Source organism: Nitrosopumilus oxyclinae, from assembly GCF_013407165.1.
In the GTDB taxonomy this organism is placed as follows: domain Archaea; phylum Thermoproteota; class Nitrososphaeria; order Nitrososphaerales; family Nitrosopumilaceae; genus Nitrosopumilus; species Nitrosopumilus oxyclinae.
Window position 1 is genome coordinate 238,272 of the sequence record NZ_CP026994.1, and the last position, 14,811, is coordinate 253,082.

Sequence of the window (14,811 nt, forward strand, 5' to 3'; positions counted from 1 at the left end):
GACATATATTTCATATATTAAGAAAAATTAAGTCAAGCTAATTTTATCAAAAGTGCAAATTAGAAATCATAGTTTAATATAACCACATTCTAGAATTATCATTATGCAAATAACATATCGTGTAGAGCATGACGATAAATCAGATGGATTCATAGCATATTGTCCAGTGATGAAACCCGTCAGTATTTACGCAAAAACTAGAGATGAGGTTGCACCAAAAATTAGAGATGCAATTGAGTTGTATTTGCAAAAACATCCTGAATTCCAAGACAAACTACAAACTGAAACCATTGAAATGTGACAGTACAATGAAACGGAATGAGTACAGAGTAGACGTATTGCTAAGTGTTTTTAATCGCTTAGGTTATAGTAACTGGAAAACAATGAATGGAATACAACTGTTAACTCACACCGTATCTGGAAATGAAATTATTCTGGATACGTCCTACCCTGTTTTACCTGCTTCTCTAATTGAAAGAAAGGTAGATGATTTAGACATCAGTGAAATTTATTTTGATTCCATCTTTGATGCTGAAATAAATATGATGTCAGCTTCAAATTAATTTTGTGTTGCAATCTTAAACAAAGATTCAATTTTATTTTCACCTAATTCTAATTTAATTCCAGCTTGTTCAGCTGGAGTTTTACCCAAGCTTGAATGTTCTCTTATGAAATTATAATGAATCCTCATGGCTTCAATTATCTTCTGTGAAGATTCTCTAGTATTCATTCCACGCATTACTTTTTCTCTATCTCTCATAGTTCCGTTAAGGCGTTCTACTCTAGAATTCAATCCCTCATTTCTTACAGAAATAGAACGAATATTTTTCACTCTTGGATTTTTGATAGTGTAAAATTCCTTTTGGAAAGCTTCGTTGTATGATGGTAGACCATCATGTATTACTGCATGAGTTGTACCTATCTTTGATTTTGCATCTGCAAATACATTTCTTGCATCTGATACTTCTCTACGTTGACTTACCATACTACTTACCCAAAAACGGGTAGAATCATCCATAAAATTCCATAACCACTGATAGTGTCCTTTTCCTATTTCCTCTCGTCTTACGTGTACTACCATTTCATCTACCTGAAATACTCCTCCTAAATGAGGAGGAGAAAGAGAATTTACAAAAGGAGACACTACATCAGCAAATCTTTGCACCCATCTTAATACAGATACATTTGAGATACTTACACCATAGAACTGCTTTACATGATCAGCTACTTTTCTTAATGACATTCCTTTGAAATACAGGTCAATACAGGCACAAATTAGCTTGGGTTCTTTCTTTGAATTTTCAAACCCAGTATTCACTACGAATCTATATCCACATTCACGACAAAGATACTTTTGAGATAATCCTTTCTTGTTGTGACGATTGCCATCTTTTACTATTTTTTCTGATTTACACTTTAGACATTCTATGCTATCAGATGACCCGATAATGATTGGTGCAACATCTTGGGAGATTACTTTCCCTCGAATTTTTTTCGAAAATAAAATTGCACAAATGTGCTTGCATTGAATTTGTCGGAATCGATAATCTGGACAGGTACAAATCCATTGACCGTCTTGACGAGAACCTAAATTGCTTCCGTACTTTTTTGTGACGTTGTACCATATTTCTTCATTAGATTGAGAACGAATCTTGTAATTTAACTTGTTGATTCTTTTGATAGGGTGATTAACAGATGCAATTTCCATGCCTCTAACTTGTCTTTCTAATTCTTGCTTTGTCTGTTGGTACATACTATGGTACATACCATTAATGTATATAAATTTTAATATACCATGGTATATACCAATAAGTATGGTTAGTGAAGCTGACGTTAAAATTTACAAGGTTGGGAATCGACATAGTATGAATTTACCTAGTACATTAGTTACAGATAGTTTATTTCCATTTGCACCTAATGAGAGCCTAAAAATCAAGGTTGAAGGTAAGAAGCTAATAGTCACAAAAGCGAGATAAAATATATTAGATTGTGAAAATATCTGTAACCATACCAAAGGAAGACAGGATCAACTTGACACCCCGTCGTGTTAGCACAGGTCGACATTATCAAGTTGGCTGACTACTGTCTTTTTTCCTTTGATATGATTACTAAAAATTGGGTAAACAGCTTGTGCTGTAATTATATTATTTCTTAACATCTGAATCTTTTTTCCTTTTACCATTAATTTTTTCTATATGGTTATCTTGATTTTCATCACGAAATAGATTTTCGTAAGCATCAGACAAGCTTTGTTCTTGTAGAGCTATTCTTTCACCTACAAGTTTACTGATTTCTTCATTGTCTTCATCGTCTGCTTCATATTTTTGAATAAAATTAATGCCCCACCCCATAAGATAATTTGCGGCTGTTGTGTAATCTATCTCCTCCATAGGATCATCTTGCATCATTTTTCCACGCAGTATCTGTATCCACTTGTTAATTTCAGGAGCTACGCTGATGGTCTTCCTTACAAATTCTGGTTTCTCTGATGTCATACACACTTCATCTCTACATACATCATCTAATGTACTAAGATATAAGGCTGGCGATCGGGGTTTAGGAATACGTTTTTGCATTAAATCACCTCCTCAGATCCTCAAAATAGGTATCAGTCGAATTGAAGCACGACAATTTTTCAGCCGTCTCCGTAGCAGAACTTGGATCATGCCTGCCAATTACTACATATTTATCCTGTACAAAGCAAGTTTGACTGAAATATGGTAGATTCCATAGAATTTGACTTAATCATTTGTGGTTCTGGTTTAGCCGGTTTACGAGCTGCAATTGCTGCAGCCAAAAAAGGACCTCATCTCAAAATTGGAATTGTTTCTAAAGTTCAAGTCATGCGTTCACATTCAGTTTCAGCAGAAGGTGGAACTGCAGCAGTTCTTTTTGAAGATGAAGGTGATACAATTGAATCTCATGTTTATGATACTGTGAAAGGAAGTGATTTTCTTGCAGACCAAGATGTTGCTGAAAGACTTTGTGTTGAAATGCCACAGGAAATTCATCAATTAGATCATTGGGGAATGCCATGGTCAAGACGAGATGATGGTAGAATTGATCAACGAAATTTTGGTGGATATAGTTTTCCTAGAGCTACATATGCATCTGATAAAGTTGGTTTCTTTGAAATGCAAACTTTGTATGATACATGTCTAAAATTTGAAAATATTGAATATCTTAACGAATGGTTTGTCACATCAATTATTCATGATGGAAAACGATTCATGGGTGTCACTGCAATTGAATTAAGTTCTGGTACATTTTACACTATCAAAGGAAAAGCTCTCATCATTGCAACTGGAGGTGCTGGAAGATTGTACAGCTTTTCTACTTATGCCCTTTCTTCAACTCCTGATGGTTTGGATATGGGATTACGTGCTGGTATGGCGCTCAAGGATATGGAGTTTGTTCAATTCCATCCGACTGGAATTTTACCTTCTGGTATTCTAATTACTGAAGGTGCAAGAGGTGAGGGTGGATATCTTCTTAACAACAAAGGTGAACGATTTATGAAAACATATGCAGCTGGTAAAATGGAATTAGCTCCACGTGATATTGTATCAAGATCAATAATGACTGAAATTCAAGAGGGTAGGGGATTCAAACATGAAACTGGCGTAGATTGCATGAAACTTGATTTACGACATCTTGGAGATGAGAAGATTAAAGAGAAATTAGGTGGAATTAGAGAAATATCAATTAAATTTTCAGGTCAAGATCCTGCAAAGGATTTGCTTGACATCAGACCTGTATGTCATTACATGATGGGTGGACTACATACTGACATTGATGGTGCAACTGAAATTCAAGGAGTTTGGGCTGCCGGAGAGGCTGCTTGTAATAGTGTTCATGGTTCTAATCGTTTAGGCGCAAATTCAACGTCTGAATGTATTGTTTGGGGTAAAATTACAGGTGAATTGGCAATTGACTATATTCAAAAGAATGAATCTACGAATCCATGGCCTCATCACCTTGTAGCTGCTGAAGAAAAGAGAATCTATGATGGAATCTTTAGAGGAAATGGTGATGTCAATCCCTATGAAATTAGACAACAACTAACTGATACAATGAATGATAAAGCATATGTTTACAAAAATGAAACTAATCTAATTGAAGGTCTTAAAATAATTCGAGATTTAAAGAAACAGACTTGGAAACACGTCGATGATAAAGCAAAAGAGTATAACACTAATTTTGCAAATGTGATGGAACTTGATTCTATGTTTAGAGTAGCTGAGATTGTTTTACTTGGTGCAATTAATAGAAAAGAATCTCGTGGAGCACATTCAAGAACTGATTATCCAAAACGAGATGATGTCAACTTTTTACATCATACTCTTGCTTACTATGATCCAAATGAACCAATAATGAAAACACATCCAGTCACAATTACTAAGTACCAGCCAGTGGAGAGGAAATACTAGATGGCAAACGATGAACACAGAGAAGGTATTGGAGGTATGATCAATCCTCGTAGATATGGAATTGAACGAGTAGCATATTTGCTAATGAGATTAAGTGGATTGGGATTATTGGCATATTTTATAGGCCATATTTATGAAACCAGTAATATTTTACGAGGTCAGGTTGGCTGGGATGATTTCATGGAACTCATCTCTGGTACTGAAGGTCATATCGTAATGTCAATTGTAATTGCAATGTGTGTATTTCATACTGTAAATGGTGTTAGAGTAATGTTGGGACATGGTGGAGTAGGTGTAGGAAAACCTGCAAGACCTGATTATCCATATGATCCAGCATCACAAAATTATAGACATAAAATTGGAATTTATTCTGCAATAGTTCTTGCAGCAGTTGCAATGATGTATGGTTTAGCGGTAATGTTTGGTGAATAAAATGAGAGAAAGTACAATAATGAAAATCCACTATGGGACTGCTTTGGCAGCCGTAGCGTTGGTGGCAGTTCACATTTTGATGCGTCTTACAATGGGATATGCAGAATCTTTAGAATATGAAAATGTTTTAGCAAATTACAAATTTGTTCCATATGCTATAATGTTGGAAATAATTCTAGTCCTACTTGCTGTTCATGGATTTAATGGATTAAGGGTAATTTTACTTGAATTAAAACAAGGAAGACTATATGAAAAAGCTGTATCTTATGGTTGCCTTGTTGGAATGATTGGGTTAATAGCATATGGCTCAAGAACAATTATTATGACAAACATGGGGATGGTATAGGAATGGCTCAAGTTTCTAGTATTTCAAATGAACAATCATCAACGGCAAAATCTATCACTCTTAAAATTTCAAGATTCAATCCTGAACATGATGAATCAAGTCAATTTATGGAGTTTAATGTCAAATATGAAAAATGGACAACTGTTCTAGAAGCAATCCTTGATGTCAAAAAACATTTTGATCATTCTGTTGCAGTACGTTATTCTTGTAGACAAGCTACATGTGGTTCATGTGGAATGATAATTAATGGAAAACCAAGATTGGCATGTTTTACAAAAATTAGTGAATTAGATTCTAACGTTGTCACCGTTGAACCCATGAATAATTTCCCTGTAATTCGAGATTTAGCAGTAAAGTTTGAAAAATTATTTGATTCTCATCAAAAAATTAAACCGTATCTAATTAGAGATGATACAGAACTAGTATCTGACGAAAAAGAATTCTTACAAACTCCTGAAGAAGTAGAACAATACATTCAATTTGCAAATTGTATCAAATGTGGTTTGTGTAATTCTGCATGTCCTACAATGGCAACTGATTCATCATTTGTTGGACCTCAAGCATTAGCCCAAGCATATCGATATGTTGCAGATAGTAGAGATAAGGGTAAAGATTCTAGATTAAAAATGATTGATGACTCTCATGGTATTTGGCGATGTCATTTTGCTGGCTCTTGTAGTCAAGTATGTCCAAAAGGAGTTGATCCTGCTATGGGAATTCAACTACTTCGAGGATATATGCTAGGTTTTAGAAGTTAACCTAGTTTTTTTGGATTTGGGCTATTGTTTACTTGATTGTTAATCTGTTCTGCCATGAAATGATTTGAGACATTAACTTTAACATCTTTTACACCCTCTACTTTCAAAAGATTATCGTGTACGTCTTGGCAAATTTTAAAACCAAATACTGCTGGACAGAATGGACTTGTAAGATGTAAATCTACTTTGACATTACTGTCGTTGATATCAACTTCATCAATTAATTCTAATTCTACAATTGATGTGTTAATTTCTGGATCTACAATCTTTGATAGCTCATCAAATATTTTAACTCGCATCAGTTTGATATCTTGGCTCATGTCGTGAAAACCATCGTTGCTATATATAACCATTATAGAACCTTAGGTAATGTATCGTTCACGTCTTGGTACTGATTTGAGTGATATTACTTTGGATTATGTTTCATCAATTAATGATGATTCTGAAATTGCACTTTATGATATTCTTGGAAGTCAAGCTCACGCCTTGATGTTATTTCAACAAAATATCATAACAAATACTGATGCAAAAAAAATTTTGAGTGCTTTAGAGAATTTGAAAAATGAAAAATTTGATGCCTCATCTGGTGCAGAAGATATTCATGAGCTTATTGAAACTTTGGTGATAAAAAAAGCTGGAATGGCCAGTGGAGGAAAAATGCATACTGCAAGATCTCGAAACGATCAAGTTGTCTTAGATATTCGAATGAAAATAAGAGATGATATCAATATCATTTGTAATTGTCTTTTAGATACCATTGAAGCCCTTGTATCTGTGGCTAAAAATCACCAAAAAACAATCATGCCACTATACACTCATCTCCAACAAGCACAAGCTGGTTTATTTTCTCATTATCTTTTAGCTCATGCTGATGCTTTGACACGAGATTTTGAAAGATTGTTTGGAACGTTTGAACGAATAAACCAAAGTCCACTTGGAGCAGGCCCTGTCGGAGGAACAAGTATCCCTATTGATAGACATAGTACTGCAAAGATGTTGGGTTTTGATGGTCTTGTTGAAAATTCAATTGATGCAACTAGTACACGCGATTTTGTGGCAGAATATGTGGCAATGATTTCTATTTTAATGACGAACCTAAGTAAAATTTCTGAAGATTTCGTAATCTGGTCTACTTCTGAATTTTCATTTATTGAACTATCAGATGAATTTACATCTCCATCTAGTGTAATGCCTCAAAAAAAGAATCCAGATATTTTGGAACTTACACGAGGTAAAACTGCAGAAGTTATAGGGAATTTAACTGCAATTTTAACAACTGTAAAGGGACTAGCATCAGGATATGGGCGAGATTTACAACAAATTAAATCATCTATTTGGTCTACATCAAAAATTTCTATCAGTGCATTATTAATTTTAAAATCAATTCTTCTAACTTTAAAAGTAAATGAAAAACAAATGAAAAAAGTTACAGAGTCTAGTAATCTAATTGCGTTAGATATTGCTGAAAAATTAGTTCAAGAAGGAATTCCATTTAGAGTAACCCATAAAATTTCCGGGGCATTAGTTCAATTGGCTCATAATTTAAAAAAACCTATTTCAAAATTAAGCTTGTCTGAAATAAAAAAATCAGTGGCTGACACAAAAGTTGATCCAAAGATAGTCTCAAAAATCATATCTTCTACAACTGTTGTTTCATCTCTTAAAGACAGAAAATCTTTTGGTTCTTCAGGCTATGATGAACAGAAAAGAATGATATCTGATAGAACTCTAAAAATTAATCAATACAGATCTGATGTATTGCAAAGAGAAAATAAAATTAATGCATGTATTGATGATTTGAAAAAGCAAGTTAAAGCAATCATTTGATGAATAAAGAATAGAGAGCGGGTCTAAAGGGATTCGGACCCTTGACAACCGGATTAAAAGTCCGGTGCGCTACCTGGCTGCGCCATAGACCCTCGTAAAAAATGCCTTAATTGTATAATTTAGTCTTTTACAAAAGATTTTGTTGTGACAGAAACTTTTAATCTGGCATTTTGACTCTAAGAATTTGTGCCCTTGTAGTATAGCCCGGTCTAGAATTCGGCCCTGTCACGGCTGAGACGCGTGTTCAAATCCCGCCGAGGGCGCCATTATTTTCATTTTATACATTTTGATATCATTTACACCGATCAGAATAAAATTTCTAGAAAATATTGTTGAATAAGGAATAGATTGCTGATGAATCTCACAAGAATATTAAAATTCAGGCAATTTTAGTAAATTTTGATGTCTGAGGAGAAAAAAGAATCTAAAGTTGAAGCAAAATCTACTGACGATTCAACATCTAAAAAGTCATCTACAGATGAAACTGTAAGTTTAGAATCTAAAGCAACAGAAAAAGCAATATCCAAAACTGAAGTTGCAGACGTAGCAGTTGAAGAAGCAGAAATTGTTGTAAAAGATGCTATTGATGAAGTTAAAGTTGCCCAAGTTAAGGTGGCAGAAGAAGCAACATCAAAAGCTGAAGCTGCAGCTAAAGCAGTTGAAGAAGCAGAAATGGCAGTAAAAGAGGCCCTCGCTAAAGCAAATGCAGCAAAAGCAGAAGCCGAAGCAGCAGCTGAAGAAGAATACAAAGCAATAGCAGCTGAAGTAAAAGCAGATGCTGCTGCAAAATCAGATTACACATTCAAGAGACAAGGTGAAGAAATTTTTAGACGAGATATGGGTGAGCCTGAATTTTGGTTAGATAAAAAAGACCGTTTCCCAAGACCTATTCTTTCAGCAGATGAACAGGAATCACTTACTAGAATAGCTGAAATTCCACAGGATCAAACTCCTGCATATGTTCCTCAACATGTTCTTAGTCCCGAATTTGCTGGTGTTTCAAATTATGAACGTGGAGTTGGTTCATTCCTAGAAGAAATGAAACAGAAACTTGAACAATTAAAAAATAATCCTGATCCAGACGAAAAAGAAATTAAAGAAACAGAGAATCAAATTATTTACTTGGAATCTTTACATGAAAATTTCTATTTAGGGATGAATGTTTTTAGAACTGCCAAAGGTGGTCGGGACAAGATTAAAGCATAGGTGAATGATTTGAGTCAAATCTCTTTTGATGTAATAAATGCACGAGTAACTTTCAAAAATGTTCCAATTCATACAATATCCAAATTTACTTTCAAAGATGTTCCTGCAGCATGTGCAGAATTTAAAAAAATACCTGGTGTTGAAGAATGTATTATTATTCAAACTGCAACTAGAGTAGAAATATTTACAGTAAGTAATGTTGAAACTGATGATTCTCCTGATGCAAGAAGAGCAGAAGGTAAAGCACTTGTTTTAAATCAAGTTAAAGATACTTGGGTATCTCTGTCATCATTAGAACAAATTGACATAGATCACTTTGATCAAACACTTGAAGTTTACAAGGGAGATGATGTTTATTTGAATCTATTAAGACTCGCATCTGGATTGGATTCGTTAGTTGTTGGATGGCAAAGTGTTTTTGATGATATTGTAAAGGCCTTAACGGATGCAAAGAATGCGGGTGTTTCAGGTAATATTCTCAATAAATTATTTGAAAGTGTTATTAGATTAGCTACTAGGATGAGAGATACTACTGGTATTGCAAAAGATGTTGTCTCATTAGGTGATGTTGCAGTAAAACTTGTTGATGAAAAAGCAGGTCTTGATTCCAAAAAGAAAGTGTTGATAATTGGTACTGGTGAGCCTGCAGCTATGCTTGCAAAAACTTTGAGTAAAAAAGAAATTCCTTTTGATGTTGCAAGTCGAAGTTTAGAGCGTGCTACTGGATTTTCAACAATTCTTGGAGGAACCCCTGTTGATTTCAATGATGTTTTAATAGGATTTGATAAATACGACATTATTTTTGTTGCAACAACTTGTGATTATTTCTTAATTACATATGATCGAATTCGATTAGTTATGGAAGAAAAGAAAAAAGGTACGCTCATTTTAGATTTATCAGAACCACGAACTGTTGATGAGGGAATTACAGCACTACCTGGAATCAAATTATTGTTCCGAGATCAAATAGCAGAACTTTATGAAGAAAGCGTAAAAGCTAGAGTGGGTATTGTTCCTGCAGTAGAGAAAATCATAGAAAAAGAACTACCTGTTTTATCTGCTAGAATGAAAAGATTGGACGCTTAAATCTTCTATATTCCTTGTTTTCTTAAGAGGAATTGCATAACTGCTTCTTTAGAATAATCTATTCCATGCTCTTCATCTGTGTGTTTTCTAAATTCGTCAATAACTGACTCTGTTTCTCCCTCAGATACAAAATCACACTCAAACCCATAATCATTACACTTGAGTTTTGTCATATCTTTGTGAAAAATTATCAATATAAAAATCCACAGGTAAGTTATTTGAAATGAGTTACATCAGAAATCTCTAAGAGAAAAATTGACTAAAATTAATTGAATTTCTATCCGTATGATTCGAACTTGATACCAAAGCTTCCATCTGGTTTCTTTTCATGCTCAGTAACAAATCCTTTTGGACCTAGGTGTTCAATTACCCCATCAATTGTTCCTTGATACCCACAAATGTAGATGATGGTATTATCTGGCGTTAATTCTTCTCCTACCATTTCTTCAACAGGTGATAATCCTGATTTTTTATCCGGCTTGAAGAATGATTCAACTCTGCCTACATGACCATTCCAAGATCTATTGAAAAATTCTTTTGGTCTACTAATTGCTGCTCTATATCGAAAATTCCATTTATCCCTACCTTTTTTCTCACTTTCTAATTCTAAATCTGTTAATAGTCGTTTGTAGCTTAACTCATCGACATAACTTGCCCCATGAAGAATAACTACTTCTCGTTTATCATTGGTATCGTGAAAATGCTTTGCAAATGCAATGAATGGTGCTAAACCTGTGCCTCCACCTACACAAATTATTCTTCTGTTATCTTTTTGTCCGTTAGGTAACTTGTCACTAATTTGCAATGCAGCTCCAGTTGGATCTCCGAGAGATACTTCATCACCAACACTTAGATAAAATAATTCAGTAGTTACACGACCTGGAAGTGGTTTTCTTACCCATCTAATTACAAATTCAAAATAATCTCTATTTTCTGCATGTGATGCAATAGAATATGCTCTTCTGACAACTTTTTTTTCTGCAGGAATTGGAAGACCTATCGTCAAAAATTGACCTGTCTTGTATTCTGGCATTCCTTTTTCTGGAACTAATCTGATAATTACCAGATCTTCTTTAAGTAACTCCCTATAGACGACTTTTGCTTTCATCTCAGTTACCATACAAGAAGTTTTTTCCTGACTTTGGTTAAATATATTTCTCTTAGTATCTAACTTGTGAGATCTATTAGAAACCCAGAAATGTCAATAATTTATCAAACTGTTCATGATTTTTCAATTTTTTATTCTAAAAATTTAACTATTGATTTGTGACATTATTTCATCAAGAATTTCTTGATTTGCAGCAGCAATGAAAGAAACTCTTGTTTCATAACTTAGATCTGTATCAAGTGGATTCAAATTTGCATCTAGTAACATTCCTCCTGCCTCTTTAACAATTACATATCCTGCTGCAATATCTTGAATTCTAATTTTATTTCTTAAATCAATAAAAATATCCATTAGTCCTCTTGCAAACATTGCCATTTCAAGTGCATTTGCACCAAAATGTCTAGTATGATTATAATTTTCAAAAATTGGATGTAATTTATTCATTAATTCAATTGATGAGCCTGATGTGTTAATTCCAACTATTTTGTAGATTGGATCTTTTTTATGAACTTTAATTTGTTTATTGTTATAAAATGCACCTTTATTTTTAGATGCCCAATACATTTCACCGTTTGAAAGATTTGTAATAACACCATCTGTAATTGAACTAAGCTTATTTTCTGTTGCAAATGCTAATGAACTACAGAAAAAAGGAACGCCTCTCACTGCATTTGCAGAACCATCTATTGCATCCATGATGACAAATCCTTTTGGATTTTTAGATAATTCAACTCGTCCACATTCTTCACCTAATACTATACACTCGAAGTTAATTTCTTTTAGATAATCTAAAACAGTTTTTTCAGCAACAATGTCAATGTTTCTTGAAATATCTCCACCTGCTCCTACACCAAAATCCCCTGCAGCATCATTTGTCCCTGCAAGATCTTTCACATTTTTATAAATTCGGTTTGAAGCTTCACGAAGAATTTCTAATACTTCCATGTTGGCAATCTAGTCGCTCGTAATTTAAGTGAAGAAAAAATTTAGTTTGAAAGCATAAATAACAATAAAAAAGCTTAACGTTTGTGAGCGGCAAAGATCAATCTGTAATTAGTAAAGAATCTTTGATGAGTACTAAACCTGGAAAGCAGATTATAAAACAAGCTTTGTTCAAGTCTAAAGGTTACAAATTATTTAACAAATACAAAGAAGAAACTGAAAATCAATTCCCAAACTTTGCAGAAAGATTTGCTAAAGGATTATTACATGAGATACAATCTGACACAAATCCAAATGCCACACAACAGGCATTTGGAAATGAAGTAGGTTCTACTGAAATTATACTAAATGCATCTGAAATTGAGCCTATTAAGTCAAAATTAGATAGTATTGAAGTAATGCAAGATAGAGTCAATCGAATTTTAAATTCAAATTTTGTAAAAATGACTTTCCCTGTTTTTAATGGATTATTTGATGCAGCAGCAGAATATTCTGGAAGAGAAGATTCTAAATTAAAACAAGATATGGTTGAAGGGCATATTCTTGCAATTGATCTAAGTGAACCTATGGATAGAATCGTAGACAAAGATGAAGATTTAGAATTTCTTGATGATTACAAACTAATGAATCCATATATTTTGAAATTGGCTAGGGATAAAATTTCAAAAGGTGGTGAACAAGTTTTAAAAGAATTTGAGGCAGGTTTTGAAGATGCAAGAATTGGACAATATTTAGATGAAAAATTAAAATCAAAACCGACTGAAATTACTGAAGAAGAGATGACTCTATCTTACAAAAAATATCGTGCAGTTATGGGAACTGCTGGAAGAAACATGGCTTTAGCAGAAAGACCACTGGGAGAAATTTTCTATTTAGGTATGGCAAGAGCTGCTGAAGGTGTTGGATGTGGAAATGAAATTGAAGATTCAATTAAGAATGGGTTTGTAAAAATACCTTCATGGCCACTTTACTATTCATTATTGGCAAATGATGTAAAGAAAGGATTTGAAGTTACTTTAGAAAAAAGTAATCTGTATTTACAAGATGCAAGACTTACACTTGAATTACTACCTGATAATTTCTCTCATAAAGAATTTTTAGAATTCTTATTTTTGACAGTTGAACACTACAATCAATATTGGTATAATAAATTACAAAAGGCTAACAAATGGTCAGAGTATCAATCTAAACTTCCCAAGTGATTACATTGATGTGGTCTGAAAAATACCGACCTCAGATAATTTCTGATATGGTTGGAAATGAAGAAGCCCGGGCAGCAATAACTGAATGGTTTGTAAAATGGAAAAAAGGCACAAAGCCATTACTTTTAGTTGGTCCTCCTGGAATTGGAAAAACTACCATTGCATATCTTGTTGCTAAACAATTCGGTTATGATATGATTGGACTTAATGCCAGTGATGTTAGAAGTAAATCAAGAATAAATGAAATTCTCATGCCTGTTTTAGGAAATGTGAGTGTTTTGGGAACTCCGATGATTTTTGTGGATGAAGTAGATGGTATTCATGGTAGAAGTGATTATGGTGGAGCATCTGCACTAGTTGATATTTTAAAAGAACCTACGGTCCCAATTGTTCTTGCTGCAAACAGTGATGATTCTGATAAAATGAAAAGTATCAAAAAAGTTGTAAAAACAATTCAATTTAAAAAAATTCCTCCTCGATTATTGAGAGTGTATCTTGAAAATATTTTGAAAAAACAAAGTGCAAAACTTAGTCCTGGTTCATTAATCAAAGTGATTGATAAATCTAAAGGTGATGTTCGTTCAATGATTAATCTTACACAGTCTTTAGTAACTGGATTCAATCCTCAAACTGATCAATCTTTTGAAAGTGTTAATGTGGAAGATGGGGTAAATGCTTTCTTTAAAGCAAATTCAATTGAAGAAGCTCGTAGTGTTCTTTATTCTATGCAAATTGATCCACGGGAAAAAATTAATGCATTCTATTCTAGTATTATTACTAGTGAATTAGATTCCAAAACTCTTGCAAAATATTTAGAAATAATATCTACTGCAGATATGCTTTTTGGAAGAATAATGAAAACTCAAAATTGGAGATTACTTAGATATCTGAATGATACTTTGATTAAATTATATCAAAATGATGATAGAATAAGATATTCTAAATACAATTTATCGTGGCCTTTACTAAATAGAATTCGTTGGGATGGTGCAAAAATAAAGTCACTATCAAATGTTATGGCAAGAAAATTACATTTATCTTCTAGTTCTTTTGTAACTTTATGTTTGCCATATGTTTTATTTTGTATCAAAAATAAAACTCTAGAATTGGAATTGGAAGAAACATTTGGAGATATTATTGAAAAGGAGATTGAACTAATAAAATGAGTTGGAGAAAAATCCCCATGAAATTTCCTGGAACTTGTATCGTTTGTAATGAAAAAATCCCTGTCAATGAAATTGGGTTATGGGCAAAAGGCTTGGGTGTTAAACATGAAAAATGTGCCCAAACTAACGAATTACAATGTATAGTATGTGGGGGACCAGCTGGTTGTTCTCAATGTGAATTCCAAGAAATTTGTGATTTACCAAATGTCTCTCAATTGTGCATATGTAAGAAATGTAGTGAAGAAAAAGATGCTTTTAGCTCTTATCAAAAATCGGTAAACAAGAAATTTTTACTTCTAAACTCCTGA

The 14,811-nt window shown here is 33.5% G+C and carries 18 protein-coding genes and 2 tRNA genes; 13 read left to right on the forward strand and 7 right to left on the reverse strand.

Annotation, left to right across the window (positions count from 1 at the left end):
- The first annotated feature begins 103 nt into the window (after window positions 1-103).
- Window positions 104-301, forward strand: coding sequence for a type II toxin-antitoxin system HicB family antitoxin (locus C5F49_RS01425; protein ID WP_179362986.1), 198 nt, complete (start codon window positions 104-106; stop codon window positions 299-301).
- Window positions 302-308: 7 nt separating this feature from the next.
- Window positions 309-563 (forward strand): hypothetical protein, encoded by a 255-nt coding sequence (locus C5F49_RS01430; RefSeq protein WP_179362987.1) that lies wholly within the window; start codon window positions 309-311, stop codon window positions 561-563.
- Here the strand turns inward: C5F49_RS01430 and C5F49_RS01435 are convergent.
- Window positions 560-1,753: a DDE-type integrase/transposase/recombinase gene (locus tag C5F49_RS01435; protein WP_179362988.1), complete on the reverse strand. Its 1,194-nt coding sequence runs from the start codon at window positions 1,751-1,753 to the stop codon at window positions 560-562. The two genes, C5F49_RS01430 and C5F49_RS01435, sit on opposite strands and share 4 nt — an antisense overlap.
- Window positions 1,754-2,144: 391 nt before the next feature.
- Entirely contained in the window at window positions 2,145-2,576 is a 432-nt protein-coding gene (locus C5F49_RS01440; protein WP_179362989.1) for a hypothetical protein, read from the reverse strand.
- A gap of 141 nt (window positions 2,577-2,717) precedes the next feature.
- On the opposite strand from C5F49_RS01440, the gene C5F49_RS01445 reads away from it, so the two are divergent.
- From C5F49_RS01445 to C5F49_RS01460, 4 genes are read left to right on the forward strand one after another with little or no spacing between them, the layout of a single operon-like run.
- Entirely contained in the window at window positions 2,718-4,430 is a 1,713-nt protein-coding gene (locus tag C5F49_RS01445) for a succinate dehydrogenase/fumarate reductase flavoprotein subunit (RefSeq protein ID WP_179362990.1), read from the forward strand.
- Window positions 4,431-4,862, forward strand: a complete 432-nt coding sequence (locus C5F49_RS01450; protein ID WP_179362991.1) for a succinate dehydrogenase/fumarate reductase transmembrane subunit — start codon at window positions 4,431-4,433, stop codon at window positions 4,860-4,862.
- A gap of 1 nt (window position 4,863) precedes the next feature.
- On the forward strand, window positions 4,864-5,208 hold the full coding sequence (locus C5F49_RS01455) for a succinate dehydrogenase/fumarate reductase transmembrane subunit (protein ID WP_179362992.1): 345 nt from the start codon (window positions 4,864-4,866) through the stop codon (window positions 5,206-5,208).
- Window positions 5,209-5,210: 2 nt separating this feature from the next.
- On the forward strand, window positions 5,211-5,966 hold the full coding sequence (locus tag C5F49_RS01460) for a succinate dehydrogenase/fumarate reductase iron-sulfur subunit (RefSeq protein ID WP_179362993.1): 756 nt from the start codon (window positions 5,211-5,213) through the stop codon (window positions 5,964-5,966).
- Here the strand turns inward: C5F49_RS01460 and C5F49_RS01465 are convergent.
- Window positions 5,963-6,286, reverse strand: a complete 324-nt coding sequence (locus C5F49_RS01465) for a metal-sulfur cluster assembly factor (protein WP_179362994.1) — start codon at window positions 6,284-6,286, stop codon at window positions 5,963-5,965. The two genes, C5F49_RS01460 and C5F49_RS01465, sit on opposite strands and share 4 nt — an antisense overlap.
- A 49-nt stretch (window positions 6,287-6,335) precedes the next feature.
- On the opposite strand from C5F49_RS01465, the gene argH reads away from it, so the two are divergent.
- Complete coding sequence (gene argH / locus C5F49_RS01470) at window positions 6,336-7,793, forward strand: argininosuccinate lyase (protein ID WP_179362995.1); 1,458 nt, start codon at window positions 6,336-6,338, stop codon at window positions 7,791-7,793.
- A gap of 18 nt (window positions 7,794-7,811) precedes the next feature.
- Here the strand turns inward: argH and C5F49_RS01475 are convergent.
- Window positions 7,812-7,885 (reverse strand) — tRNA-Lys (locus C5F49_RS01475).
- Window positions 7,886-7,981: 96 nt separating this feature from the next.
- Between C5F49_RS01475 and C5F49_RS01480 the strand changes: the two genes are divergently transcribed.
- From C5F49_RS01480 to C5F49_RS01490, 3 genes are all read left to right on the forward strand, one after another.
- Window positions 7,982-8,059, forward strand: a tRNA-Asp gene (locus C5F49_RS01480).
- Between the two features lie 136 nt (window positions 8,060-8,195).
- Window positions 8,196-8,999: a hypothetical protein gene (locus tag C5F49_RS01485; RefSeq protein ID WP_179362996.1), complete on the forward strand. Its 804-nt coding sequence runs from the start codon at window positions 8,196-8,198 to the stop codon at window positions 8,997-8,999.
- A gap of 9 nt (window positions 9,000-9,008) precedes the next feature.
- Window positions 9,009-10,085, forward strand: coding sequence for a glutamyl-tRNA reductase (locus C5F49_RS01490; RefSeq protein ID WP_179362997.1), 1,077 nt, complete (start codon window positions 9,009-9,011; stop codon window positions 10,083-10,085).
- A 5-nt stretch (window positions 10,086-10,090) separates the two neighbouring features.
- Here the strand turns inward: C5F49_RS01490 and C5F49_RS01495 are convergent, their stop codons facing one another.
- From C5F49_RS01495 to C5F49_RS01505, 3 genes are all read right to left on the reverse strand, one after another.
- Window positions 10,091-10,258, reverse strand: coding sequence for a DUF1059 domain-containing protein (locus tag C5F49_RS01495; protein WP_179362998.1), 168 nt, complete (start codon window positions 10,256-10,258; stop codon window positions 10,091-10,093).
- A 104-nt stretch (window positions 10,259-10,362) separates the two neighbouring features.
- The gene (locus C5F49_RS01500; protein ID WP_179362999.1) at window positions 10,363-11,205 is read right to left on the reverse strand and encodes an FAD-binding oxidoreductase; all 843 of its coding nucleotides are present in this window, start codon (window positions 11,203-11,205) and stop codon (window positions 10,363-10,365) included.
- A 132-nt stretch (window positions 11,206-11,337) separates the two neighbouring features.
- Window positions 11,338-12,138 carry an inositol monophosphatase family protein gene (locus C5F49_RS01505; RefSeq protein ID WP_179363000.1) on the reverse strand — a complete coding sequence of 267 codons (801 nt, stop codon included), beginning with the start codon at window positions 12,136-12,138 and terminating at the stop codon, window positions 11,338-11,340.
- An 83-nt stretch (window positions 12,139-12,221) separates the two neighbouring features.
- Between C5F49_RS01505 and C5F49_RS09565 the strand changes: the two genes are divergently transcribed.
- Genes C5F49_RS09565 through C5F49_RS01520 form a run of 3 tightly spaced genes read left to right on the forward strand, consistent with a single transcriptional unit; the run spans window position 12,222 to window position 14,811 of the window.
- Window positions 12,222-13,337 carry a hypothetical protein gene (locus C5F49_RS09565; RefSeq protein ID WP_246275356.1) on the forward strand — a complete coding sequence of 372 codons (1,116 nt, stop codon included), beginning with the start codon at window positions 12,222-12,224 and terminating at the stop codon, window positions 13,335-13,337.
- Window positions 13,338-13,345: 8 nt separating this feature from the next.
- Window positions 13,346-14,503 carry an AAA family ATPase gene (locus C5F49_RS01515; RefSeq protein ID WP_179363571.1) on the forward strand — a complete coding sequence of 386 codons (1,158 nt, stop codon included), beginning with the start codon at window positions 13,346-13,348 and terminating at the stop codon, window positions 14,501-14,503.
- Window positions 14,500-14,811, forward strand: a complete 312-nt coding sequence (locus tag C5F49_RS01520; protein WP_179363001.1) for a hypothetical protein — start codon at window positions 14,500-14,502, stop codon at window positions 14,809-14,811. The genes C5F49_RS01515 and C5F49_RS01520 overlap by 4 nt, the downstream gene beginning before the upstream one ends.